This is a genomic window from Rhodopseudomonas palustris HaA2 (assembly GCF_000013365.1).
Taxonomy (GTDB): Bacteria; Pseudomonadota; Alphaproteobacteria; order Rhizobiales; family Xanthobacteraceae; genus Rhodopseudomonas; species Rhodopseudomonas palustris_J.
Map to the genome: position 1 here is coordinate 933,940 of NC_007778.1, position 23,630 is coordinate 957,569.

Annotated in this window: 25 protein-coding genes; 16 read left to right on the plus strand and 9 right to left on the minus strand. The window is 67.1% G+C overall.

Annotation, left to right across the window (positions count from 1 at the left end; translation table 11 throughout):
* The first annotated feature begins 58 nt into the window (after positions 1-58).
* The 5 genes from RPB_RS04155 to RPB_RS04175 all read left to right on the plus strand — a co-directional run bounded on the left by RPB_RS04155 (position 59) and on the right by RPB_RS04175 (position 3,755).
* On the plus strand, positions 59-253 hold the full coding sequence (locus RPB_RS04155) for a twin transmembrane helix small protein (RefSeq protein WP_041797938.1): 195 nt from the start codon (positions 59-61) through the stop codon (positions 251-253).
* 62 nt (positions 254-315) lie between these two features.
* Positions 316-888: a cob(I)yrinic acid a,c-diamide adenosyltransferase gene (locus RPB_RS04160; protein WP_011439718.1), complete on the plus strand. Its 573-nt coding sequence runs from the start codon at positions 316-318 to the stop codon at positions 886-888.
* Positions 889-1,011: 123 nt separating this feature from the next.
* A complete protein-coding gene (locus RPB_RS04165; RefSeq protein ID WP_011439719.1) occupies positions 1,012-1,761 on the plus strand; it encodes an electron transfer flavoprotein subunit beta/FixA family protein in 750 nt (249 codons plus the stop codon).
* Positions 1,761-2,711: an electron transfer flavoprotein subunit alpha/FixB family protein gene (locus RPB_RS04170; RefSeq protein WP_011439720.1), complete on the plus strand. Its 951-nt coding sequence runs from the start codon at positions 1,761-1,763 to the stop codon at positions 2,709-2,711. Before RPB_RS04165 ends, RPB_RS04170 begins: the two co-directional genes overlap by 1 nt.
* Before the next feature lie 162 nt (positions 2,712-2,873).
* Entirely contained in the window at positions 2,874-3,755 is an 882-nt protein-coding gene (locus RPB_RS04175; protein ID WP_011439721.1) for a 3-hydroxybutyryl-CoA dehydrogenase, read from the plus strand.
* Positions 3,756-3,760: 5 nt separating this feature from the next.
* Here the strand turns inward: RPB_RS04175 and RPB_RS04180 are convergent, their stop codons facing one another.
* Entirely contained in the window at positions 3,761-4,675 is a 915-nt protein-coding gene (locus RPB_RS04180) for a LysR family transcriptional regulator (protein WP_011439722.1), read from the minus strand.
* A gap of 94 nt (positions 4,676-4,769) precedes the next feature.
* Here RPB_RS04180 and RPB_RS04185 point away from each other — a divergent pair, with 94 nt between their 5' ends.
* On the plus strand, positions 4,770-5,570 hold the full coding sequence (locus tag RPB_RS04185) for an NAD(P)H-dependent oxidoreductase (protein ID WP_011439723.1): 801 nt from the start codon (positions 4,770-4,772) through the stop codon (positions 5,568-5,570).
* Positions 5,571-5,644: 74 nt separating this feature from the next.
* Positions 5,645-5,845 carry a hypothetical protein gene (locus tag RPB_RS04190; RefSeq protein ID WP_011439724.1) on the plus strand — a complete coding sequence of 67 codons (201 nt, stop codon included), beginning with the start codon at positions 5,645-5,647 and terminating at the stop codon, positions 5,843-5,845.
* A 21-nt stretch (positions 5,846-5,866) separates the two neighbouring features.
* Here RPB_RS04190 and RPB_RS04195 read toward each other — a convergent pair whose 3' ends face one another.
* Entirely contained in the window at positions 5,867-6,217 is a 351-nt protein-coding gene (locus RPB_RS04195; protein ID WP_011439725.1) for a DUF1428 domain-containing protein, read from the minus strand.
* 110 nt (positions 6,218-6,327) lie between these two features.
* Complete coding sequence (gene tlpA / locus RPB_RS04200) at positions 6,328-6,996, minus strand: thiol:disulfide interchange protein TlpA (protein WP_011439726.1); 669 nt, start codon at positions 6,994-6,996, stop codon at positions 6,328-6,330.
* 95 nt (positions 6,997-7,091) lie between these two features.
* On the opposite strand from tlpA, the gene argH reads away from it, so the two are divergent.
* The 3 genes from argH (at position 7,092) to lysA (ending at position 10,105) form a co-directional block, all read left to right on the plus strand.
* Complete coding sequence (gene argH / locus RPB_RS04205) at positions 7,092-8,489, plus strand: argininosuccinate lyase (protein ID WP_011439727.1); 1,398 nt, start codon at positions 7,092-7,094, stop codon at positions 8,487-8,489.
* A 92-nt stretch (positions 8,490-8,581) separates the two neighbouring features.
* Entirely contained in the window at positions 8,582-8,833 is a 252-nt protein-coding gene (gene lptM / locus RPB_RS04210; RefSeq protein ID WP_011439728.1) for an LPS translocon maturation chaperone LptM, read from the plus strand.
* A gap of 6 nt (positions 8,834-8,839) precedes the next feature.
* Positions 8,840-10,105: a diaminopimelate decarboxylase gene (gene lysA / locus RPB_RS04215; RefSeq protein WP_011439729.1), complete on the plus strand. Its 1,266-nt coding sequence runs from the start codon at positions 8,840-8,842 to the stop codon at positions 10,103-10,105.
* 236 nt (positions 10,106-10,341) lie between these two features.
* Here the strand turns inward: lysA and RPB_RS04220 are convergent, their stop codons facing one another.
* Positions 10,342-10,722, minus strand: coding sequence for a carboxymuconolactone decarboxylase family protein (locus tag RPB_RS04220; RefSeq protein WP_011439730.1), 381 nt, complete (start codon positions 10,720-10,722; stop codon positions 10,342-10,344).
* 156 nt (positions 10,723-10,878) lie between these two features.
* Between RPB_RS04220 and RPB_RS04225 the strand changes: the two genes are divergently transcribed.
* A complete protein-coding gene (locus RPB_RS04225) occupies positions 10,879-13,419 on the plus strand; it encodes a TIGR02302 family protein (protein WP_011439731.1) in 2,541 nt (846 codons plus the stop codon).
* Between the two features lie 182 nt (positions 13,420-13,601).
* On the opposite strand, the gene RPB_RS04230 is transcribed toward RPB_RS04225, so the two are convergent.
* Positions 13,602-13,979 (minus strand): response regulator, encoded by a 378-nt coding sequence (locus tag RPB_RS04230; protein WP_011439732.1) that lies wholly within the window; start codon positions 13,977-13,979, stop codon positions 13,602-13,604.
* A gap of 61 nt (positions 13,980-14,040) precedes the next feature.
* Positions 14,041-14,922: an MJ0042-type zinc finger domain-containing protein gene (locus RPB_RS04235; RefSeq protein WP_011439733.1), complete on the minus strand. Its 882-nt coding sequence runs from the start codon at positions 14,920-14,922 to the stop codon at positions 14,041-14,043.
* Between the two features lie 143 nt (positions 14,923-15,065).
* Between RPB_RS04235 and ftsE the strand changes: the two genes are divergently transcribed.
* From ftsE to RPB_RS04255, 4 genes are all read left to right on the plus strand, one after another.
* A complete protein-coding gene (gene ftsE, locus RPB_RS04240) occupies positions 15,066-15,725 on the plus strand; it encodes a cell division ATP-binding protein FtsE (protein ID WP_011439734.1) in 660 nt (219 codons plus the stop codon).
* Positions 15,718-16,701: a cell division protein FtsX gene (locus RPB_RS04245; protein WP_011439735.1), complete on the plus strand. Its 984-nt coding sequence runs from the start codon at positions 15,718-15,720 to the stop codon at positions 16,699-16,701. Before ftsE ends, RPB_RS04245 begins: the two co-directional genes overlap by 8 nt.
* Before the next feature lie 206 nt (positions 16,702-16,907).
* On the plus strand, positions 16,908-17,579 hold the full coding sequence (locus tag RPB_RS04250) for a YdcF family protein (protein WP_245258308.1): 672 nt from the start codon (positions 16,908-16,910) through the stop codon (positions 17,577-17,579).
* A 13-nt stretch (positions 17,580-17,592) separates the two neighbouring features.
* On the plus strand, positions 17,593-18,402 hold the full coding sequence (locus RPB_RS04255; protein WP_011439737.1) for a lysophospholipid acyltransferase family protein: 810 nt from the start codon (positions 17,593-17,595) through the stop codon (positions 18,400-18,402).
* Positions 18,403-18,576: 174 nt separating this feature from the next.
* On the opposite strand, the gene RPB_RS04260 is transcribed toward RPB_RS04255, so the two are convergent.
* Positions 18,577-19,155, minus strand: coding sequence for a gamma-glutamylcyclotransferase (locus tag RPB_RS04260; RefSeq protein ID WP_011439738.1), 579 nt, complete (start codon positions 19,153-19,155; stop codon positions 18,577-18,579).
* A gap of 161 nt (positions 19,156-19,316) precedes the next feature.
* Between RPB_RS04260 and RPB_RS04265 the strand changes: the two genes are divergently transcribed.
* A complete protein-coding gene (locus tag RPB_RS04265) occupies positions 19,317-20,510 on the plus strand; it encodes a DUF2125 domain-containing protein (protein WP_011439739.1) in 1,194 nt (397 codons plus the stop codon).
* A gap of 226 nt (positions 20,511-20,736) precedes the next feature.
* On the opposite strand, the gene RPB_RS04270 is transcribed toward RPB_RS04265, so the two are convergent.
* Positions 20,737-22,359 carry an ABC-F family ATP-binding cassette domain-containing protein gene (locus RPB_RS04270; RefSeq protein WP_011439740.1) on the minus strand — a complete coding sequence of 541 codons (1,623 nt, stop codon included), beginning with the start codon at positions 22,357-22,359 and terminating at the stop codon, positions 20,737-20,739.
* A gap of 136 nt (positions 22,360-22,495) precedes the next feature.
* Positions 22,496-23,476 (minus strand): IS110 family transposase, encoded by a 981-nt coding sequence (locus RPB_RS04275; RefSeq protein ID WP_011439741.1) that lies wholly within the window; start codon positions 23,474-23,476, stop codon positions 22,496-22,498.
* Between the last annotated feature and the right edge of the window lie 154 nt (positions 23,477-23,630).

Sequence of the window (23,630 nt, forward strand, 5' to 3'; positions counted from 1 at the left end):
CGCGCCATCGGCGTTTCCCGGGATGGCGCGTCCCGGCCGGCGGTGTTATGAGACCCCAATGGCAACATTCCTCAGCACGTTTCTCCTGCCGATCGCCTTGTGCGCCGTCGCACTGGTTCTTCTGCTCGGCCTGATCAACATGATGCGGGGCGGATCGCCGAACCGGTCCCAGACGTTGATGCGCTGGCGGGTGCTGTTGCAGTTCGCCGCGATCGTCGTGGCCATGCTTGCGGTCTGGGCGCTGGGCCGCTAGCCACGAGCCCTCAGTCCTCCCGTGTTTCGTGATGCCCGTTCGGGTTGCGAGGTTCCTGCACGATGGTCGTTCTCAATCGAATCTACACCCGGACCGGCGACGACGGCTCGACCGCGCTTGGCACCGGCGAGCGCCGGCCGAAATTCGATCTGCGGTTCAGCGCCTATGGCACGATCGACGAGACCAACGCCGCGCTCGGCGTGGCACGGCTACATATGGCCGGTTATCCCGAGATCGACGCGATGCTGGCGCGGATCCAGAACGATCTGTTCGACCTCGGCGCCGACCTCGCGGTGCCGGAGCGCGAGGGCAAGGCCGAGCGGCTGCGGGTGCTGTCGAGCCAGGTCGAGCGGCTGGAGCGCGAGATCGATGAGCTCAACGAGCGCCTCGCGCCGTTGACGTCATTCGTGCTACCCGGCGGCAGGCCCGGCGCCGCTCATCTGCATCTGGCGCGGACAATATGCCGCCGCGCAGAACGGATCATCGCGGAACTCGCCGCCAAGCCGGACGAGATCGTGACCCCGGCGGCGGTGCAATACGTCAACCGGCTGTCGGACTTCCTGTTCGTCGCCAGCCGCGCGGTGAACGACGACGGCGCCGGCGACGTTCTCTGGGTTCCCGGCCAGAACCGCTAGAATCGGCGGTTTCGAGGGGGCGGTTTTGGATTTTCGCGCGTTGACCGGCGATAGCGGGCGCTTTAGGTTCCGCCGCCACGATAGAACGACAAGATAAACCCAGCGCAACACGAAAGAGGATCGATGAAGGTTCTGGTGCCGGTCAAGCGGGTGGTCGACTACAACGTCAAGATCAGGGTCAAGAGCGACGGATCGGGCGTTGAACTCGCCAACGTCAAAATGTCGATGAATCCGTTCGACGAGATCGCGGTCGAGGAAGCCCTGCGGCTGAAAGAGGCCGGCAAGGCGACCGAAATCGTGGTGGTGTCGATCGGCCCGGCGCAGGCGTCGGAAACGCTCCGAACCGGTCTGGCGATGGGCGCCGACCGCGGCATCCTGGTCAAGGCCGAGGGCAGCGTCGAGCCGCTCGCCGTCGCCAAGATTCTCAAGGCGATCGCCGACGAGGAGCAGCCCGGGCTGATCATCCTCGGCAAGCAGGCGATCGACGACGACTCCAACCAGACCGGCCAGATGCTGGCCGCGCTGCTCGGCTGGTCGCAGGCCACCTTCGCCTCCAAACTCGAGGTCGACGGTTCCGACTTCCAGGTGTCGCGCGAAGTCGACGGCGGCTCGCAGACCGTGAAGCTCAAGGGCCCGGCGATCGTCACCACCGACCTGCGGCTGAACGAGCCGCGCTACGCCAGCCTGCCCAACATCATGAAGGCGAAGAAGAAGCCGATCGCCGAGAAGACGGCGGACCAGTACGGCGTCGATCTCGCGCCGCGCCTGGAGGTCCTCAAGACCGTCGAGCCGAGCGGCCGCAAGGCCGGCGTCAAGGTCAAGGACGTCGCCGAACTGGTCTCCAAACTCAAGAACGAAGCGGGTGTTATCTGATGGCCACGCTGCTGATTGCCGAACACGACCACGCTCAGCTCAAGGATGCGACCAACAAGGCGCTGACCGCGGCAGCCGCTCTCGGCGCCGAGGTTCACGTCCTGGTCGCCGGTGGTGGCGAGGGCACCAAGGCGGCCGCCGAAGCCGCTGCGAAGCTGCAGGGCGTCGCCAAGGTGCTGCTGGCGGATGCGCCGCTCTATGAGCACGATCTCGCCGAGCCGCTGGCGGCGCTGATCGTGTCGCTGGCGCCGAACTACGACGCGATCGTCGCGCCCGCGACCTCGCGCTTCAAGAACGTGATGCCGCGCGTCGCCGCTTTGCTCGACGTCATGCAGGTGTCGGAGATCATCAAGGTGATCGCGCCCGACACCTATGAGCGGCCGATCTATGCGGGCAACGCGATCCAGACCGTGAAGTCGAAGGACGCCAAGAAGGTGATCACGGTCCGCACCTCGACCTTCCAGGCGACCGGCGAGGGCGGCAGCGCCGCGATCGAGCCGGTGGCGGCTGCGGCGGATCCGGGCCTCTCCACCTTCGTCGGCGAGGAGGTCGCCAAGAGCGACCGTCCGGAACTGGCCTCGGCCAAGATCATCGTCTCCGGCGGCCGCGCGATGCAGAGCCGCGAGAACTTCACCAAATACATCGAGCCGCTCGCCGACAAGCTCGGCGCCGGTGTCGGCGCCTCGCGCGCCGCGGTCGATGCCGGCTACGCGCCGAACGACTGGCAGGTCGGCCAGACCGGCAAGGTGGTGGCGCCGGAGCTGTACATCGCGATCGGCATTTCCGGCGCGATCCAGCATCTCGCCGGCATGAAGGACTCCAAGGTGATCGTCGCGATCAACAAGGACGAAGACGCGCCGATCTTCCAGGTCGCCGATTATGGTCTGGTCGCCGATCTGTATCAGGCGGTACCGGAACTGACCGACGAACTGGGCAAGCTCGGCAAGTAGACGGCGGCTCGCGCACGGATCCGGCTGCGGCCGGGTCCGTTGCCGAAGCCTTCATTTTTGACGTGATACGATCGCCGCGCCGGTGCAACGGATGGCGGCGTAAAATATCCGATACTGACCGGCCGGCGGATCGCGCGGCCGGACTCCCAACGAGATGGCGAGATGGCGGCAGCAATCAAGAAGGTCGGCGTAATCGGCTCGGGTCAGATGGGCAACGGCATCGCGCATGTCGCCGCTCTCGGCGGCTTTGCGGTGGTGCTGAACGACGTCTCGGCCGAGCGGCTGAAATCGGCGATGGCCACCATCAACGGCAATCTGTCGCGCCAGCTCGCCAAGAAGATCATCACCGAGGACGCCCGCAAATCGGCGCTCGCCAACATCACCGCCACCGAAAAGCTCGACGGCCTGTCCGATTGCGATCTGGTGATCGAGACCGCGGTCGAAAAGGAAGAGGTCAAGCGCAAGATCTTCCACGATCTGTGCGCGACGCTGAAGCCGGAGGCGATCGTCGCCTCCAACACCTCGTCGATCTCGATCACTCGGCTCGCCGCCTCGACCGACCGGCCGGAGCGCTTCATCGGCATTCATTTCATGAATCCGGTGCCGCTGATGGAGCTGGTCGAGCTGATCCGCGGCATCGCCACCGACGACGCCACCTTCGACGCCGCGAAAGCCTTCGTCACCCAGCTCGGCAAACAGATCGCGGTGTCGGAAGATTTCCCGGCCTTCATCGTCAACCGCATCCTGCTGCCGATGATCAACGAGGCGATCTACACGCTGTATGAAGGCGTCGGCAATGTCGAGGCGATCGACATGGCGATGAAGCTCGGCGCGCACCACCCGATGGGCCCGCTGGAGCTGGCGGATTTCATCGGCCTCGACACCTGCCTGTCGATCATGCAGGTGCTGCACGAGGGCCTGGCGGACTCGAAGTATCGGCCGTGCCCGCTGCTGGTGAAATACGTCGAGGCCGGCTGGCTCGGCCGCAAGACCCAGCGTGGCTTCTACGATTATCGCGGCGACAAGCCGGTCCCGACGCGCTGAGCGCCTTACGCGATTCCCGGCACGGTTCTGATCTGCTCCACCAGGAAGTCGATCAGTAGCCGGACACGTGCGATGCCGGCGCGCTCCGGCACGATCAGCAAATTGAGCGGCACCGCGGCCAGTCGATATTCCGGCAGAATGACCTCGAGCCGCCCTGCGGCCAGCAGATCATCGACCAGCCAGCGATGCGTCGCCGCGATGCCGCGCCCGGCGATCATGGCCTCCCGCGCCGCGAGCCCGTGGTCGACCCTGAGCTTGCCGCCGAACGGCACCCGATGAGTCTCCTCACCCGGCCCCTGCAGCACCAGCATGTCGCTGCCCGCGACGTTCATCATGCGGACGCCCTGATGACCGGACAGATCATGCGGCGACGTCGGTCGGCCGTGAGCCGACAGATAGTCCGGCGAGGCCACCAGCAGGCGCTGGCTGTGGCCGAGCGTGCGGAGTTTCATCGAACTCTCGGTGAGCGGCGCCAGGCGAAGCGCCAGGTCCACGCCTTCGCGAACCAGATCGATCCGGTGATCGGTCAGGCCGAGATCGACCCCGATCTCCGGATAGCGATCTTGGAACGCGAAGATCAGCCGGCAGACGTGCAGAATGCCGAACGATGCCGTGCAGGAGATCCGGATGGTGCCGGCCTGCGCGCCGGACGCGCCGAGCGCTTCGTCGCCCGCCTGCTCGAGCAGCCGCAGGATCTGGACGCAGCGCGCATAATAGCGGCTGCCTTCCTCGGTCAGCGTCACTCTGCGGGTGGTGCGGCTCAGCAAAGGTGCGCCGATCGCCGCTTCGAGTTCCTGCAACTGCCGCGTCACGGTGGACTGGCCGACATTCAAATCGCGGGCGACCGCCGACAGGCTTCCGCGCTCGGCGATGCGCACGAAGGTCCGGATCCGTTCGATGGTGATGGCTGATTTATCCATTTTTCGGCACAATCATATCGAAACTCAACGCCTACCGGAATAGTCGCGGCCGGTCTACTCGGAGGCTCCGATCAATCATCGAGGAGCCACGGCCATGAAAGTTCTTCTGGTCTTCGCCCATCCCGAACCTCTTTCGCTGAATGGCGCTCTGCGCGACGCCGCGGTCGCGGAGCTGCAGCGCCAGGGCCACGAGGTGCGGATCTCGGACCTCTATGCCCAGAACTGGAAGCCCGCGATCGACCGCGCCGATTTTCCGAACCTCGCGCCTGACGAGCGCTTGCTGACGAGCGCGGCCTCCAAGGCGAGCTTCGACGCCGGAGAGCTGACGCAGGATGTCCGCGCCGAGATCGACAAGCTGCTCTGGGCGGATGTCCTGATCCTGCAATTCCCGCTGTGGTGGTTCAGTATGCCGGCGATCCTCAAGGGCTGGGTCGACCGCGTCTACGCCTGCGGATTTGCCTATGGGGTCGGCGAGCACAGCGACGAGCGATGGGGTGACCGTTACGGCGAAGGCAATCTGGCCGGCAAGCGCGCGATGCTGATCGTGACCACCGGCGGCTGGGAACAGCACTACGGCGCCCGCGGCGTCAACGGGCCGATCGACGACCTGCTGTTTCCGATCCACCACGGCATTCTGTTCTACCCGGGCTACGACGTGCTGCCGCCGTTCGTCGTGTATCAGGCCGGCCGTCTCGACCAGGCGGGGTTCGAAATCACCGCCGAGCAGCTGCGCGAGCGGATGCGCACGCTCGCGACCACGCCGCCGATTCCCTACCGGCGCCAGAACGGCGGCGACTACCTGATCCCGAGCATGGAGCTGCGCCCCGGTCTGGGCGCCCCCGGCAGCAGCGGCTTTGCACTCCACTTGCGGGACGAGACGGCGGCCCCGCTGTGACAGCGGTCCGCGATACCATTCGCCGGCAGCGGAGATGCAGAAGGTTGTTAACGCTTTCCGGCTAAGCTGCGGCGATGGACATGAGCATGATCAGTGCGGCGCTCGGCATGCAGGCGAGCAGCACGCAGATGCAGATCGCGACGACGATCCAGGCGTCGAACGCCCGGACCGAACGCGACACCGTGCAGACGCTGCTCGGCATCGGGCAGGGCGGTTCGTCGTCGCTCGCCAATGTCGGCGCCGGGATCGGCGGCAATCTCGACATCACCGCCTGATCCGCCGTCAGGCGTCTCCGCCTACACCAGCTTCTTGAAGCCGCCGAAGAACATCCGCTTGGTGTCGAACGGCATCGTGTTGTGGTCCAGGCCGCCCAGCCGCGGGTCCTGCATCGCCTTGGCCATCACCCGGTCGCGCTGCTTGCGCGATTTGTAGACGATGTAGGAGAACACCACGATCTCGTTCGGCTTCAGCTTCACGCTGCGCGGAAACGAGGTGGTCTTTCCAGGCGACACGTCGTCGGCGACCCACTCGCGATAGTCGATCGCGCCATGCTCGCGAAACACCTTCTCGGCCTTGCGCGCCAGCTTGGCGTAGTCCGCCAGCTTGGCTTTCGGCACCGGCACGACGAACCCGTCGACATAGGACATCCGTTCTCCTCCCCGATCTGTCTGCGTCCGCAGCAGCATGCGGCCGGTCGCAGGACGATCGAAGCGAGAACTGTCCGACAACCCGGCGCCGGGTCCTTTTGTCGCGGCTGCTATTTTGGCAGCGCGCCCTTGACCAGCGCCAGCGCGTCGGCACTGTCCCATTCGGCGGGGCCGGCGATGGTGGCGATCTCGCAGCCCTGACCATCGACCAGCACCGAGGTCGGCATCCCCAGCGCGCGGCCGACGCTCTTGAGGTCCTGGAACACCCGGGCCGAGGCGTCGGTGAAGTAGTTCAGCCGGGTCAGCTTCTCGTCGTCGAGAAACTTCTTAGGCTTGGCCGGGTCGCGGGTGTCGATGTTGATCGCCACCACCTCGAACTGCGGGCTGCCGAGCTTCGCCTGCAGATTGTCGAGCGCGGGCATTTCCTTGCGGCAGGGCACGCACCAGGTCGCCCACAGGTTCACCAGCAGGGTCTTGCCGCGGAAGTCGGACAATTTCTTCGGCTGGCCGGCGCCGTCCTGGAAAATCAGGTCGGGCAGCTTCAGCGGTGCCGAGGCCATCGTCACCGCCGCAACTTCCCCGCGCGCCAGCGGCTTGAGCTGCTGCGCCAGCGCCACCGCCGGCCGGCAGGTCGGATCGCCCGATGCATTGCGCTGCAGCCCGCCGATCCCGTATACCCCCGCTGCTCCGGCGACCACGAGCACGGCGATCGCGGCCAGAATGATGGTGCGGCGGCCGGCGCGGCGCGGCGGGGTGAGGTCGGGCGGGGTCTCGGTCATCAGGCACTCAACACCGGATAGCTGCGCAGGCTCGCAGGCGGCTGCTGGCGGGTTCGAACAAAGGCAAAGGCGGGCATGATCGTGAGCGGCACACTATGAGCAACAAAATGTGGGGCGGCCGGTTCACGGATCGCCCCGATGCGATCATGGAAGAGATCAACGTCTCGATCGACGTCGACCGGCATCTTTACGCCCAGGATATCGCCGCGTCCAAGGCCCATGCCGCCATGCTTGCCGCGCAGGGCATCATCACCGCGAACGATGCGAAAAATATCGGCAAGGGTCTAGACACGATTCTGTCAGAGATCGGCGCCGGCAAGTTCACCTTCAAGCGCGCGCTCGAAGACATCCATATGAATGTCGAGAGCCGGCTCGCCGAGTTGATCGGCCCCGCCGCCGGGCGGCTGCACACCGCGCGCTCGCGCAACGATCAGGTCGCGACCGATTTCCGGCTCTACGTCCGCGACGTGCTCGACGAGACCGATGCGGCGCTGGCGGCGTTTCAATTCGCGCTGGCGGAGCGGGCGCTGGAGCAGGCCGACACCGTGATGCCCGGCTTCACCCATCTGCAGACCGCCCAGCCGGTCACCTTCGGTCATCATCTGATGGCCTATGTGGAGATGGCAGCGCGCGATCGCGGCCGTTTCCAGGATGCCCGCAAGCGGCTCAACGAAAGCCCGCTCGGCGCCGCGGCGCTGGCCGGCACCTCGTTCCCGATCGATCGCCATGCCACCGCGCAGAAGCTCGGCTTCGTCCGGCCGATGGCGAATTCGCTGGATGCGGTGTCGGACCGCGATTTCGTGCTGGAGACGCTGTCGGCGGCGTCGATCTGCGCGGTGCATCTGTCGCGCTTCGCCGAGGAGATCGTGATCTGGACCTCGCCGCTGGTCGGCCTGATCCGGCTGTCGGACAAGTTCACCACCGGCTCCTCGATCATGCCGCAGAAGCGCAATCCGGACGCCGCCGAGCTGGTCCGCGCCAAGACCGGCCGGGTGATCGGCGCGCTCAACGGCCTGTTGATCGTGATGAAGGGCCTGCCGCTGGCCTATCAAAAGGACATGCAGGAAGACAAGCAGGGCGCGATGGAGGGCTTCGCGGCGCTGTCGCTGGCGATCCGGGCGATGACCGGCATGGTCCGCGACCTCGTGCCGGAGCACGACCGGATGCGGGCGGCCGCCGGCGAGGGCTACGCCACCGCCACGGACCTCGCCGACTGGCTGGTGCGGACGCTGAAGATGCCGTTCCGCGACGCGCACCATGTCACCGGCCGGATCGTCGGCCTCGCCGCCAAGCAGGGCCTGGCGCTGCACGAACTGCCGCTCGCCGAGATGCAGGCGGTGGAAAAGCGCATCACCAGGGATGCGCTGGCGGTGCTCAGCGTCGAATCCTCGGTGAAGAGCCGCACCTCTTACGGCGGCACGGCGCCGAAGAACGTCCGCGCGCAGGCCAAGGCGTGGCTCAAGCGACTGGAAAAAGAGCGGAAATTGGGCTGAACCGGGAAGCCGCGGGATAATTCTCTGCCGCGCCGGGTCTCGCCAGACCGCGGCAATCTCTGTAGGATGCGGCCGCAATTGGGGATTTCGACGTGAACCGCACTGCCGGCCCATCGCGATGGGCGCTTGTTGTGATTGCCGTAGCGACGCTGGCCCTCGCGGGCTGCGGCCGCAAAGGCGGGCTGGATCTGCCGTCCGGCGCCGCCGAGACGCCGGCGTCGTCGGCCTCTTCGACGCCGGCCGCCAAGGGCGACGTGTTCGATTCGTCCTACGGCACCAACGCGCCGCCGGTCGCCGCCAAGGGCCAGAAGAAGCGCATCATCCTCGACCCGCTGCTGGACTGATCCGCGATGCGTCATTTCGACTACCGCGACGGCGTGCTGCACGCCGAAGGCGTTGGCCTTGAAGTGCTCGCGCGCGAGGTCGGCACGCCGTTTTATTGCTACTCCACCGCGACGCTGGAGCGGCACTACCGCGTCTTCAGCGAAGCCTTCGCCGGCACCGACGCGCTGGTCTGCTACGCGATGAAGGCGAACTCGAATCAATCGGTGTTGCGCACGCTGGCCAGGCTCGGCGCCGGTGCCGATGTTGTTTCGGGCGGTGAATTGCAGCGCGCGCTGGCCGCGGGCATCCCGGCGAGCAAGATCGTGTTCTCCGGCGTCGGCAAGACCGAGGCCGAATTGCGCGCCGCGCTGGCGCACGACATCAAGTGCCTCAACGTCGAATCCGAGCCCGAGCTGGAATTGCTGTCGCGGCTCGCGGTCGAGACCGGGCGGACCGCGCGGATTTCGATCCGGGTCAATCCGGACGTCGATTCCGGCACCCACGCCAAGATCTCGACCGGCAAGTCGGAGAACAAATTCGGCATTCCGCTCGTGCATGCGCGTGAGGTCTATGCGCGCGCGGCGAAGCTGCCCGGCATCCTGATATCGGGCGTCGACGTCCATATCGGCAGCCAGATCATCGATCTGGCGCCGATGGAGGCCGCGTTCCGCCTCGTCGCCGAATTCGTGCACCAGTTGCGCGGCGATGGCCACACGATCAGTCACGTCGATTTCGGCGGCGGCCTCGGCATTCCGTACTACGAGGATCGTGACGCGCCGCCGGAGCCGTTCGCCTATGCTCAGATGGTCAAGCGCGTCACCCACAATCTCGGCTGCGCGCTGCTGTTCGAGCCGGGCCGGATGATCGTCGGCAATGCCGGCATCCTGGTCGCGCGCGTGATCTATGTGAAGCACGGCGACGGCAAGACCTTCGTGATCATCGATGCGGCGATGAACGATTTGATCCGGCCGACGCTGTACGAGGCCTATCACGAAATTCTGCCGGTGGCGGCCCCCGCGCCCGGCGCCAAGCTGATCACCGCCGACGTCGTCGGCCCGGTCTGCGAGACCGGCGATTACCTCGCGCTCGACCGCCAACTGCCGGAGCTGAAATCCGGCGACCTGATCGCGATCATGACGGCGGGCGCCTATGGCGCGGTACAGGCGTGTACCTACAACACCCGCGCGCTGGTGCCCGAAGTGCTGGTCAAGGACGATCAGTACGCGGTGGTGCGCCCGCGCATCGAGGTCGAGCAACTGATCGCGCTGGACCGGCCGGCGCCGTGGCTGTGAGGCGCGGCCTTCCCCTTCGCTGATGCTGGAAGCGAGGGGTGGGACCGCCAGAACGCGGTGAACAAAAGCTGGCGGTCCCGGATCGCGCATTGCAATCGTGGCCGGGATTGCGGCGTCGCCGGCCAGTTCGCGCGACGCGGTGACCGTATCGATCCGCCGCGCCGCAGCAACGCAAACCATTGCTTAACCTAACCGATCAACCTTAACCGCCGGGCGATGCCAGGCGTTCGCACGGCTCAGCCCTTGTCGACCTCCGCGAACACCTCGCGGGCGAGGCGGAAGCTGTCGACGCCCGCGGGGACCCCCGCGTAGCAGGCGACCTGCATGAAGATCTCGCGGATCTCGTCGCGGCTGACGCCGTTGGTCAGCGCGCCCTTGATGTGCACGCGCAGTTCGTGCGGCCGGTTCAGGATCGCGATCATCGCCAGATTGAGCATGCTGCGGGTCTTGCGCGGCAGTTCCTCGCGGCCCCAGATCGCGCCCCAGCAATATTCGGTGACCATTTCCTGGAACGGCTTGTTGAAGTCGTCGGCGTTCTTCAGCGCGTTTTCGACATAGGCTTCGCCCAGCACCGCCTTGCGGATCTCGAGCCCCTTGTCGTGCGTCGTCTTGTCCATCATGGGTCCTCTTGTTGCAATGGCGCGGACGTTACGGATTGCCGCCGGCGCCGTCACGCATTCGTGTCGGGCAAACCGGGGTTCAGGGGCCGGGGTCCGAGGTGCCTCATTGCCGCCGCTGTGCTAGGTTGCAGTGTCGACAACCCGGAGAGATTGTTGAGCGGACGCAGTCCCGACCCGTCACAGGCCCCGCGCGATCCAGACGCGACCGCGCGGCTGCGGCTGGCCACGGCTCTGCAGCGGGCGACGGTCGCGATCGCCTGGGAGCGGAGTTGGCCGCTGCTGGTCCGGCTGCTGAGCGTCGTGGGCCTGTTTCTGGCGGCGTCCTGGGCCGGGCTGTGGCTGGCGCTGCCGTTCACCGGGCGCATCGTCGGCCTGGTGCTGTTCGCTGCGCTGGCGCTGGTGGCGCTCTACCCCGTCCTCAAGTTCCGCTGGCCGAGCCGCGACGAGGCGCTCGTCCGGCTCGACCGCAACACCGGGCTGAAGCATCGGCCCGCAACAGCGCTGACCGATACGCTGGCGTCGAGCGATCCGGTGGCGCAGGCGCTGTGGCGGGCGCAACGCGAGCGCACGCTGGCGGCGCTCCAGGGCATTCGCGCCGGGCTGCCGGCGCCGCGGCTGCCGAAGCACGATCCATGGGCGCTGCGCGCCCTGGTCGCGGTGCTGCTGGTCGCCACCTTCATCGCCGCCGGCGAGGAACGGACCGCGCGCGTCGCCGCGGCGTTCGACTGGAACGGCGCGCTGGCCGCGCCCAACGTCCGGGTCGATGCCTGGGTGACGCCGCCGGTCTACACCAACAAGCCGCCGATCATCCTGTCGGCCGCCAACAAGGATCTCGCCGCGCAGAACCAGGCGGCGCTGCCGGTGCCGGCCGGCTCGACGCTGCTGGTGCGATCCAGCGGCGGCGCGCTCGACGTCGCGGTGACGGGCGGGATTGTCGAAGCCCAGCCGGAGGGCGAGGCGCCGGCGGGCACCAGCGAGCGGCATTTCAAGATCACCGGCGACGGCACCGCGCATGTCCGCGCCCCGTCCGGCCAGCCGCAATGGGCGTTCAAGGTGACGACCGATCACGCGCCGTCGATCGCTCTGGCCAAGGAGCCGGAGCGGCAGGCGCGCGGCTCGCTGCAATTGTCCTACAAGCTCGAAGACGATTACGGCGTCACCGAAGCCCATGCGCTGATCGCCCCGTCGCCCTCCGCCGCCGCGCAGACCACCGAGCCGCCACGGCCGCTATACGAACCGCCGCATTTCGCGCTGACGCTGCCGAATGCGCGCACCCGCGCCGGTGTCGGCCAGACCGTGAAGGATCTCAGCGAAGATCCCTATGCGGGCGCCGAAGTGACGCTGACGCTGACCGCCAAGGACGAGGCCGGCAATGAGGGCCGCAGCGAACCGCATAAGATGCGGCTGCCGGAGCGGCTGTTCACCAAGCCCTTGGCGCGGGCGCTGATCGAGCAGCGCCGCATCCTGGCGCTCGACGCCACCAGGAACGCGCAGGTCTACACCGCGCTCGACGCGCTGATGATCGCGCCGGAAGCGTTCACGCCGGACGCCGGCCAGTATCTCGGTCTCTACACCGTCGCCGACCAGCTCGAGCGCGCTCGCACCGACGACGCGCTGCGCGAGGTGGTGGCCAGCCTGTGGTCGCTCGCGCTGGCGATCGAGGATGGCGATACGTCCGACGTCGAGAAGGCGCTACGCGCCGCGCAGGATGCGCTGAAGCAGGCGCTGGAGCGTGGCGCCTCCGACGAGGAAATCAAGAAGCTCACCGAAAATCTGCGCGCCGCGCTCGACAATTTCATGCGCCAGCTCGCCGAGCAGATGAAGAACAATCCGCAGCAACTCGCCCGCCCGCTCGATCCGAACACCCGGGTGATGCGGCAGCAGGACCTCAACAACATGATCGAGCGCATGGAGCGGCTGTCGCGCTCCGGCGACAAGGATGCCGCCAGGCAATTGCTCGAACAGCTCGCCCAGATGCTCGAAAACCTGCAGATGGCGCAGCCCGGCCAGGGCGGCGACGACGACATGCAGCAGTCGATGAACGAGCTCGGCGACATGATCCGCAAGCAGCAGCAACTGCGCGACAAGACCTTCAAGCAAGGCCAGGATCAGCGCCGTGACCGGATGCGCGGCCAGAACGGTGAGCAGAGCCTCGGCGATCTGCAGCAGGATCAGCAGAACCTGCAGGAGCGGCTGCGCAAGCTGCAGCAGGAACTCGCCAAGCGCGGGATGGGGCAGCAGGGCCAGCGCGGCCAGAACGGCGAGCAGGGCCAGCAAGGCGAGCAGGGCGAGGGCGGTCTCGACCAGGCCGAGTCGGCGATGGGCGACGCCGAAGGCCGGCTCGGCGAAGGCAATGCCGACGGCGCCGTCGATTCCCAGGGCCGTGCGCTCGATGCGCTGCGCAAGGGCGCGCAGAAGCTGGCCGAAGCGATGCAGCAGGGCGACGGGCAGGGCCAGGGCGATGGCCCGGGCAGCCGTCCCGGCCGGCAGCAGAGCAGCGGCAACAACACCGATCCGCTCGGTCGGCCGTTGCGCGGCCGCGAATTCGGCGACGATCTCACGGTGAAGATTCCCGGCGAAATCGACGTCCAGCGCGTCCGCCGCATCCTCGAAGAACTCCGCCGCCGCCTCGGCGATTCGGCCCGGCCGCAGCTCGAGCTCGACTACATCGAGCGGCTGCTGAAGGATTATTAGGGCGATTAGCTAACGCCGAGCATGGCGCAACCTCTCCCGCCTGCGGGAGAGGTCGGATCGCGTAGCGATCCGGGTGAGGGCACTCCTCTCAACGAGTGGCTGAGTCACTGCCCGCGTCGCCCTCACCCCGGCCCTCTCCCGCAGGCGGGAGAGGGGGCAGGCTGCGGCCCGGCGCTGGGTGATCAGCCCGTCTTCTTCGCCGCCAGCGCGGCGGCCACCGCGTTGCGGATGTCGGCCACCGAGAAAGGCTTGGTGATGACGTCGTGGATCAGGGCGTCGAGCCCGGAGGCGCGTTCGCGCTGATCGGCGAAACCGGTCATCAGCAGGATGGTGAGATCGGGGAAGTCGCGCGCCGCCGCCAGCGCCAGCGCGATGCCGTCCATGATCGGCATCTTGATGTCGGTCAGCAACAGATCGAACCGGCCGGCACTCTCGATCAGGATTTCCAGCGCCTCGCTGCCGTCCTGGGCGGTGACGGTCTCGTGGCCGTCCATGCCGATGGCGCGCGCCACCAGGAGGCGCATCGATTCTTCGTCGTCGGCGATCAGGATTCGCGCCATCACTCGGTCCTAGTTTGCGCGGTGGTGCGGTCGGCCGGCGTGCGGACGGATCCGGGCGGCGTCACGCGCGCCCGGCCATCATATCGCGCCGGTTGAAGAAGCGCACATCGATGAAACGGGCTTCGGCGGGCGGCGACGCCAGCCGCGACCGGAACCAGGCCTCTTCGCCGGGGCGCAGCACGGTTTGTTCGAGCACGGCGTTCCAGGCGTAGATTTCGGTGCCGCGCTCGTCGCGGACCACGAAGCGCAGTCGCGGCAGATCCGCCGGCTTGCGGCCGAGCCCCATGATCATGCCTTCGATCACCAGCACCGGCTTCGATTCCACCGTTTCGCGGGTGATCTTGACGTCCTTGATCGCCAGCGAGCGCAGGTTCACCTCGAACCCGACCAGCCGGTAGAACGTCCCGGTCTGCGGCAGCAGCCGCACCACGTCGGCGCGCCAGATCAGCAGCCCCAGCGCCAGCGCGCCGAACGCCGCGCAGGCGGTCGAGGCGGTGAACACCGATTTGATCGTGCCGACCGGGTCCTGTTTGAGCGGCTCGAGCATCGCCTTCAGCCCTTTCGGGCGGCGCGCGCCAAACGAGCGCTTGCTGCGCTTGCGGGTCGCGCTGGGCGCGATGTCGGCATCCGCGTCCGGTTCCGGCTCGGGAGGAGAGCGATCCTCGCTGGTCGGAAGATCGGCCGCGATCGACGGGCTGTCGACGACAGGGGCGTCCTGGTCGTCCTCGGTCAGGCCCCAGCCGGCATCAGCGGCGAGATCGTCGGTCGGCTGCTTGTCCTCGGCCGTCATCGCGGCGACCCGCGCCTCGGATTGGATCACGTCCTCCGGACGCGCCAGCCAGACCTCCTTGCAGCGGGAGCAGCGCACGGTCCGGCCGGTGTCGCCCAGTTTCGCCGGATCGATCGCATAGGATGTCGTACAATGGGGGCAAACGATATGCATGACGAATCGCTGGCTATGTTCCTTGCCCGATCCTATCCGGCGACCGTTAACGAATCGGAAACCATAACCGCCCCACAACCGACCCACGGGCATTTGGCGTGGCGTGCCCTTTCCCGCTGCGCCGATCGCGATCGGAGCTGAATGTGGTCCGCTTCGAAAATGTCGGCCTGCGCTACGGGCTCGGTCCGGAGATCCTGCGGGATCTCAATTTCGCCATCCCGGCGCATTCCTTCCAGTTCCTGACCGGCCCGTCCGGCGCGGGCAAGACCTCGCTACTGCGGCTGTTGTTCCTGTCGCTGCGTCCGACCCGCGGGCTGGTCAATCTGTTCGGCAACGACGTCTCGCTGCTGACCAAGGACGAGGTCTCGGCGCTGCGGCAGCGGATCGGCATCGTGCTGCAGGACTTCCGCCTGCTCGATCACATGACCACTTACGAGAATGTCGCGCTGCCGTTCCGCGTCACCGGGCGCGACGAATCCAGCTACCGAAGGGAGGTCATCGACCTGCTGAAATGGGTCGGGCTCGGCGAGCGGATGGATGCGCTGCCGCCGGTGCTGTCCGGCGGCGAGAAGCAGCGCGCCGCGATCGCCCGCGCGGTGATCGGCCGGCCGCAATTGCTGCTCGCCGACGAGCCCACGGGTAACGTCGATCCGACGCTCGGCCGCCGGCTGCTGCGGCTGTTCATCGAGCTCAATAAATCCGGCACCGCGGTGGTGATCGCGACCCATGATATCAACCTGATGGATCAATACGAAGCGCGGCGCATGGTGCTGCACCAGGGACGGCTGCACATCTATGAATAGGCAACCGCGGCAACCGCGCGATGGGCGCGACGTGCTGGTCGACCTCGGCGACGAGCGGCCGCAGGTGCCGGCGCGGGCGCGCAATCAGTCGCCGATCGTGCCGCGCGCCTCGATCGCCGGCCGCGCCTTGGTCGCCGTGGTGGCGATCATGACGTTTCTCGCCTCGATGACCACCGGCGTGGTGTTGCTGGTCAGCGCGTCGGCGGCGGAATGGCAGTCCGAAGTGTCCAGCGAGATCACCGTCCAGGTCCGCCCGGTGCAGGGCCGCAGTCTCGAGCGCGACGTCGCGATGGTCGCCGAGGTGGTGCGCAACCAGCCCGGCGTCGTCGAAGTGCGGCCGTTCAGCAAAGAGGAATCCGCCGGCCTGCTGGAGCCGTGGCTCGGCACCGGCCTGTCGCTCGACGATCTGCCGGTGCCGCGGGTGATCGTGGCGCGGGTCACGCCGGGCACCGCCCTCGATCTCGCCGATCTCCGCGTCCGCATCGCTCAGGCGGCGCCGGGCGCCACCGTCGACGATCACCGCGCCTGGATCGAGCGAATGCGCTCGATGACCGGCGCCACGGTGTTCGCCGGCATCGGCGTGCTGGCGCTGGTGATCGTCGCCACCATCATCTCGGTCTCGTTCGCCACCCGGGGGGCGATGGCGGCCAACAAGCCGATCGTCGAGGTGCTGCATTTCGTCGGCGCCAGCGATCGCTTCATCGCCGATCGCTTCTTCCGCCACTTCCTGATGCTCGGCCTGCAGGGCGGGCTGATCGGCGGCGGCGCCGCGGTGTTCGTGTTCGGCTTCTCCGAATCGGTCGCGACCTGGTTCTCCGGCACCCCGGTCGGCGACCAGTTCGCGGCGCTGCTGGGAACCTTCTCGCTGCGCCCGACCGGCTATCTGGCACTGGCGGGGCAGGCGGCGCTGATCGCGGCGATCACCGCGCTGGCGTCGCGCCGGACGCTGTTCAGCACGCTGAATGCGATCGACTGATGCGGCGGCGCCGGCGGCGACCGGCCGGACCCAATTCGGACGCCCGGCGGACTCCCTTTCGCCGGAAAACCCATTAGAGTCCGGTCGTTTCCGGCCAGCGCGTGCGCCGAAAGAAGCCGCACCGGCGGCCCGCAATCGAGGTATATCGGCATCCGATGGATCCGCGTCCTGCCCAGTTTCCGTCCGACCAACGCCAGGCCAGACCGATGCGCCGATTCGGATTCGTGCGCGCGGCGGTCGCGGCGGTGCTGGGGCTCGGCGTGCTCGGGGTCGGCGGCTTCGCCGCCTTCCTGCTGCAGCTCCGCGTCGAGGAATCCAGACCGTCCCGAGCCGCCGACGGCATCGTGGTCCTGACCGGCGGGTCGTCGCGGGTATCGGATGCCGTCGACCTGCTCGCCTCGGGCTACGGCAAGCGGCTGCTGATCTCCGGCGTGCACAGGACGAGCGGCGCCAGCGAGATCTCGCGCTCGGTGCCGGACAGCAAGGACTGGCTCGGCTGTTGCGTCGATCTCGACCGCTCCGCCTTCAACACCCGCAGCAACGCCGCCGAAACGAGGCGCTGGGCGCACGAGCGCGGCTTCCGCTCGCTGATCGTCGTCACCTCGAATTACCACATGCCGCGCGCGATTGCCGAAATGTCGCACGCAATGCCGGACATCGAGCTGATCCCGTTCTCGGTGATCGGCGAGAAGTGGCGCGACGAGGCGTGGTGGAGCAGTGGCGCGACGCTGCGGCTGCTGCTATCCGAATACGCCAAATACGTCGCCGTCGAAGCGCGGGTGCGGCTGGCGCGACTGGGCATCGACATCATGCCCGAAGCCGCCGAGCAGTCGCCCGAGTCGGTGGCCCACAAACCGGCGACGGCGCTCGCCAACTGACCGGATCGTTTCGATGACGAGCATTTTCGTCCGTTCGTTGATTTTCAACGTGCTGTTCTATCTGCTGCTGGTGTTCTGGATTCTGGTCGCGGTGCCGACCTTCGTGCTGCCGCGCCGCGCGCTGATCGGGGTCGCCAAGCTGTGGGGCCGGAGCAGCATCTGGCTGATGCGTGTCGTCTGCAACACCAGGGTCGAATTCCGCGGCCTCGAGAAGATCCCGCAGGGCCCGCTGATCGTCGCGCCCAAGCATCAGTCGATGTGGGAGACCTTCGCGTTGCTGCAGTTCTTCGACGCGCCGCTGTACATCTTGAAGCGCGAACTGACCTGGATTCCGTTCTTCGGCTGGTTTCTGATCAAGGCCGACATGATCGCGATCAACCGCAAGAAGGGCGGACGCATTCTGATGGAGATGGCGCGCCGCGCCAGCGAGGAGGTCAATCGCGGCCGGCAATTGATCATCTTCCCGGAAGGCACCCGCACCGCGGTCGGCGCGCCGCCGCACTACAAGGCCGGCGTCGCCCAGATCTATGTCGACTGCGACGTGCCGTGCCTGCCGGTGGCGCTGAATTCCGGACTGTTCTGGCCGCGCCGCCAGTTCATGCGCTACCCGGGCACGATCGTCGTCGAATTTCTCGATCCCTTGCCGGTCGGCCTGACGCGGCGGGAATTCATCGACACCGTCAGCGAGCTGATCGAGACAGCCAGCAACCGGCTGATCGAAGCCGGTCGCAAGGAGCAGGCCGAGCTGTTCGGTCGGGTGCCGAGCGCGAACGTCCCGGCTGCCGCACCGACAGTGGCCAAGCGCAATATCGGCAATCAGTAATCCACGCCACAACAAGCCGCAGCCTGCCCCCTCTCCCGCTTGCGGGAGAGGGCTGGGGTGAGGGCGAGCCGAGCACGGTCTCTGCGATTCGCCGAGAGCCCTTCCCCCACCCGGATCGCTTGCGCGATCCGACCTCCCCCGCAAGCGGGAGAAGTGCGCCGTGCCGGCTGCTGGTCAGCGATGCACCGGCGCGTCGTCGCGTAGCCCCTCGGCGAGGCGGTGCAGATGCGGATCGCGGCAGCCCTGGCCTTCCAGCGAGCGCACCGTCGACAGCACGTAGTCGCGGTTCGCCCCGGAGCGGCCGTGGCCCTGCCGCACCAGCCGGAGCTGTTCCGCTGGCGTCAGCCGGCCGGCATATTGCGCATGGCCGCGATCGACCACGTAAGTGAGCGCGCTGATCCGCCGCCGCGCATCGTCGCCCAGCCAGACCGAGCGCTTGACCTCGCGATACACGCTGGTGACCTGCTCGCGCTCACGCAAATACGCCACCGTCCGCATCCGGTGTTCGTCAGCGACCCGGAAGGCGATGCCGCGGCAGGCGCCGCCGCGGTCGAGCCCGAGCACCAGCCCCGGCTGTTCCGGCGTGCCGCGATGCACGAAGGAATACACGCACAGCGCTCGGTGCTCGCCGATCAGCCGGGCCGGCACCTGCTCGACGAAGGCGAAGCCGGGGCTCCACATCAGCGAACCATAGCCGAACACCCACAAATCGCCGTCGGACAGATCGGAATCGGACAAGGTCTTGGCGGACATGACGGCAGGCTATCGCTCTAATGACAAATTCCGTCTGTACCCCAAGAGCCATGCGGATGTCAGCGATTTCGCAGCTGATCCGCTGCACGGTTCCGGCATGGCGCGCCCGGCGAGCTTTCCCTCGAATTTGCCTTTTCAGGCGCACACTCTAAGTAGGCTCCATGACTGACATTCCCCCGACCACCCGCCGCCGGCTGTGGCCGTTGTACCTGATGCCGACGCTGCTGCTGATCGCCGCGATCGGCTGGAGCCTGTTCTGGTTCGTCTCTGCGTCGCAGGTCGACCGCATCGTCGACAATTGGCGCGCGCGCGAGGCAGCCGCCGGCCGGGTCTATGAGTGCGGCGACCGCACCGTCGCCGGCTTCCCGTTCCGGCTCGAAGTGCGCTGCACCGACGCCAGCGTCGCGCTGACCTCGCAGACCGCCGAACAGGTGGCGAGCCGGACGCCGCTGACGGCGAAGCTCGGCGAGATCCTGGTGGTGGCGCAGATCTACGATCCGCGCCTGTTGATCGCCGAGTTCAAGGGCCCGGCGAGCTTCGCCGATCGCGGCCGGCCGACCTCGATGGTGCTGAACTGGGCCACCGCGCGCAGCAGCGTCGCCGGCCTGCCCGGGCCGCCGCAGCGTGTCGCACTGGTGTTCGATGCGCCGGCGCTCGACCGCGTCGATGGCGCGACGCAGACGCCGCTGGCCCGCGCCCGCCACGCCGAAATGCATGCGCGGCAGGTCGAAGGCCCAGCGCCCGATCAGCAGCGGATCGAGACCGATTTCCGCTTCGAGGGCGCCAGCATTCAGGAGCTGCATCCGCTGCTCGCCGAGCTGTTCGACGCGAATCTACGCGTGACGCTGAGCGGGCTGAAGGATTTTCGCCCCAAGCCGTGGCCGGAGCGCTTCCGCGAATTGCAGGCCGCCGGCGGCCGGATCGAAATCACTCAGGCGCGGATTCAGCAGGGCGGGATGATCGCGACTGCGATCGGTGCGCTCGGGCTGACCCCGGCGGGGAATGTCGACGGCGAATTGCAGATGGTAGTCGCGGGGCTCGACCAGGTGATCCCCAAGCTCGGCATCGACAAGGTGCTGGAACAGGGCGTGTCGCAATCGACGCTCGATCGCCTCGCGCCGGGCGTGCGCGCCAACGACGTCAACAACGTGCTCGGCGCGCTCGACCGCGCCATCCCCGGCCTCGGCCGTGTGGTGCGCCAGAACGCCAATGTCGGCGTCGCCGCCGGCATCAACGCGCTCGGCCAGGAAGCCACCCTCGAAGGCCGCCCCGCCCGCGCCGTCCCGCTGCGCTTCGTCGACGGCGCCGTGATGCTCGGCCCGATCAAGGTCGCGCAGATGAAGCCTCTGTTCTGAGCCGCTCTCGCGTTTTGTTGAAGTAAGCGTCTTGAAGTAAGCGCCACCCCGACCGCAGCGCGCCCCCTCTCCCGCCTGCGGGAGAGGGTTGGGGTGAGGGCGCCCCGTGCAGTGAGTTTGCGACTCGCGGAGAGGAGTGCCCTCACCCGGATCGCTGCGCGATCCGACCTCTCCCGCAAGCGGGAGAGGTGGCAGCGCCGCAAGCGGAGAGCTACCCTACTGATACCTAACTATGCAGCCCCGGCGCCTCGTGGCCGGTTCGCGCCACGTATTCGGTGTAGCCACCGCCGTATTTGTGGATGCCGTCGGGGGTCAGTTCCAGCACGCGGTTCGACAGCGCGCCGAGGAAATGCCGGTCGTGCGAGACGAACAGCATGGTGCCCTCGTACTCGGCGAGCGCCTTGATCAGCATTTCCTTGGTGGCGATGTCGAGATGGTTGGTCGGCTCGTCGAGCACCAGGAAGTTCGGCGGATCGTACAGCATCTTCGCCATCACCAGCCGCGCCTTCTCGCCGCCGGACAGCACCCGGCACTTCTTCTCGACGTCGTCACCGGAAAAGCCGAAACAGCCGGCGAGCGCGCGGAGCGAGCCTTGCCCGGCTTGCGGAAACCATTCTTCCAGCGAGGCGAACACGGTGAGTTCGCCGTCGATCAGGTCCATCGCGTGCTGGGCGAAGTAGCCCATCTTGACGCTGCCGCCGATCGCCACGGTGCCGTCGTCCGGCGTCGTCGAGCCGGTGACGAGCTTCAGCAGCGTCGACTTGCCGGCGCCGTTGATGCCCATCACGCACCAGCGCTCGCGGCGCTGGATCTGGAAATCGAGTCCGTCATAAATCACGCGGCTGCCGTAGCGCTTGTGAACGCGCTTGAGGCTGACGACGTCCTCGCCGGAGCGCGGCGCCGGCAGGAAATCGAACGCGATGGTCTGGCGGCGGCGCGGCGGTTCGACCTTCTCGATCTTGTCGAGCTTCTTGACCCGGCTCTGCACCTGGGCGGCGTGCGAGGCGCGCGCCTTGAAGCGTTCGATGAAGGCGACCTCTTTCGCCAGCATCGCCTGCTGGCGCTCGAACTGCGCCTGCTGCTGCTTGTCGGCGAGCGCGCGCTGCTGTTCGTAGAACTCGTAATTGCCCGAATAGCTGGTCAGCGTGCCGGCATCGATCTCGATGATCTTGTTGACGATGCGGTTCATGAACTCGCGATCATGCGAGGTCATCAGCAGCGCGCCCTCGAAGCCGCGCAGGAACTGTTCGAGCCAGATCAGGCTTTCGATGTCGAGATGGTTCGACGGTTCGTCGAGCAGCATCACGTCGGGTCGCATCAACAGAATCCGCGCCAGCGCCACGCGCATCTTCCAGCCGCCGGAGAGCTTGCCGACGTCGCCGTCCATCATCTCCTGGGTGAACGACAGGCCGGCCAGCACTTCGCGGGCGCGGCCCTCCAGCGCGTAGCCGTCGAGCTCCTCGAAGCGGTGCTGCACCTCGCCGTAGCGTTCGAGGATCTGCTCCATCTCGTCGGCCCTGTCGGGATCGGCCAGCGCATGTTCGAGTTCGGCCAATTCAGTGGCGACCTCGCTGACCGGCCCGGCGCCCTCCATCACCTCGGCGACGGCGCTGCGCCCGGCCATTTCGCCGACGTCCTGGCTGAAATAGCCGATGGTCAGGCCGCGATCGACCGACACCTGGCCCTCGTCGGGGGTCTCGGTGCCCTTGATCATCCGGAACAGCGTGGTCTTGCCGGAGCCGTTGGGCCCGACCAGGCCGATCTTCTCGCCGCGCAGCAGCGTCGCGGAGGCCTCGATATAGAGGATCTGGTGGCCGTTCTGCTTGGAGATGTTGTCGAGACGGATCATGGGCTCACAGGGCGAGGAAAATGCTGCGGCGCGTTTAGCCGAAAGTGGCGCAATGCGCCAGACACGCCCGATCCACAGCGGTCATTCCGGGGCGCGCAGCAACGCTGCGCGAACCCGGAATCTACCGTGTCTCCTGTCAAGTCAGTGATGCGCCTTTCCATGGCTGTCCGGACCTCAGAACGGCATTGGCGAACACGACGAGCCGGCGGAGCACGGCGATGAGCGCAACCTTCACTGGCTTGCCGTCGGCGATCAGGCGTTCGTAGAACGGTCGCAGGATTTTGTTGTGCCGGCTGGCGGCGACGGCCGCCATGTAGAGGATGTGTCGGACGGCCGCGCGGCCGCCGCGGATGCGGGCCGGAGCGGTCATCGTACCGCTTTGGCGAACGAACGGCGCCACGCCGACCAGCGCTGCGGCGGCTTTGTTGTCGACCCGGCCGAGCTCGGGCACCATGGCGATCAGGGTCGTCGCCGAGGTGACGCCGATGCCCTTGATGGTGGTGAGGAGGCGTTGGGCCGCGATCAGGTCGGCGCTCTGGCGGAGCAGGGTCTGCATCCTCTGCTGGAGCAGTTTGTCTTCGGCCCGAAGCATGTCGAGGTGCTGCTCGATCGCCTGCCGGATCTCGGCGAGCCGCGTCGTCGCCAGCCGGCAACTCTCGGCGTGGATCATCTGTTTGAGTTGGTCACGGCGGCTGGCGCATTCATGAAGCGCCTCTCGGACTGGATTTTCCTCGAGTTCGACGTGATCGGACTTGCGACCACGGATTTCGTCGGGACTCGCCGCATAGGCAGCGAGCAGGCGCGCGTCCGACGTATCCGATTTGGCCTTCTGACCGATCAACGTGCGATACGCCGCAAACCGCGAGGTGTGCACAATCTCGACCGGCAGACCCGCTTGGCGCAGCGCCTTGACCAGCGGCTTCTCGTAGCCGCCGGTCGGTTCGACCGCGATCCGCGTCAACTGCGGCCCGGCGACAAGACGCTGAACCAGCTCTGCGATCGCGTCCGGGCGGTTCGCGTAATGAGCGCGACCGCCTCGATGCCATGCCACGTCGAGGCTCGCGCCGCCGACGTCGATGCCGATGAAGATGTTGTCCGATGAGGGGGAGGCTGTCATGATGTCCCTGCCTTGTTCCACGAGGCAAGGCCGGCGCCTGGATCGTCTATCGTGCGGCCAGCACTTACTACCGTCCGGGTGTCCGGCCTTTCCGACCAAACGAGGCGGGGAACGAGATTCCGACGGTCGCCAACGACCTTCCCGAGAACTCGTT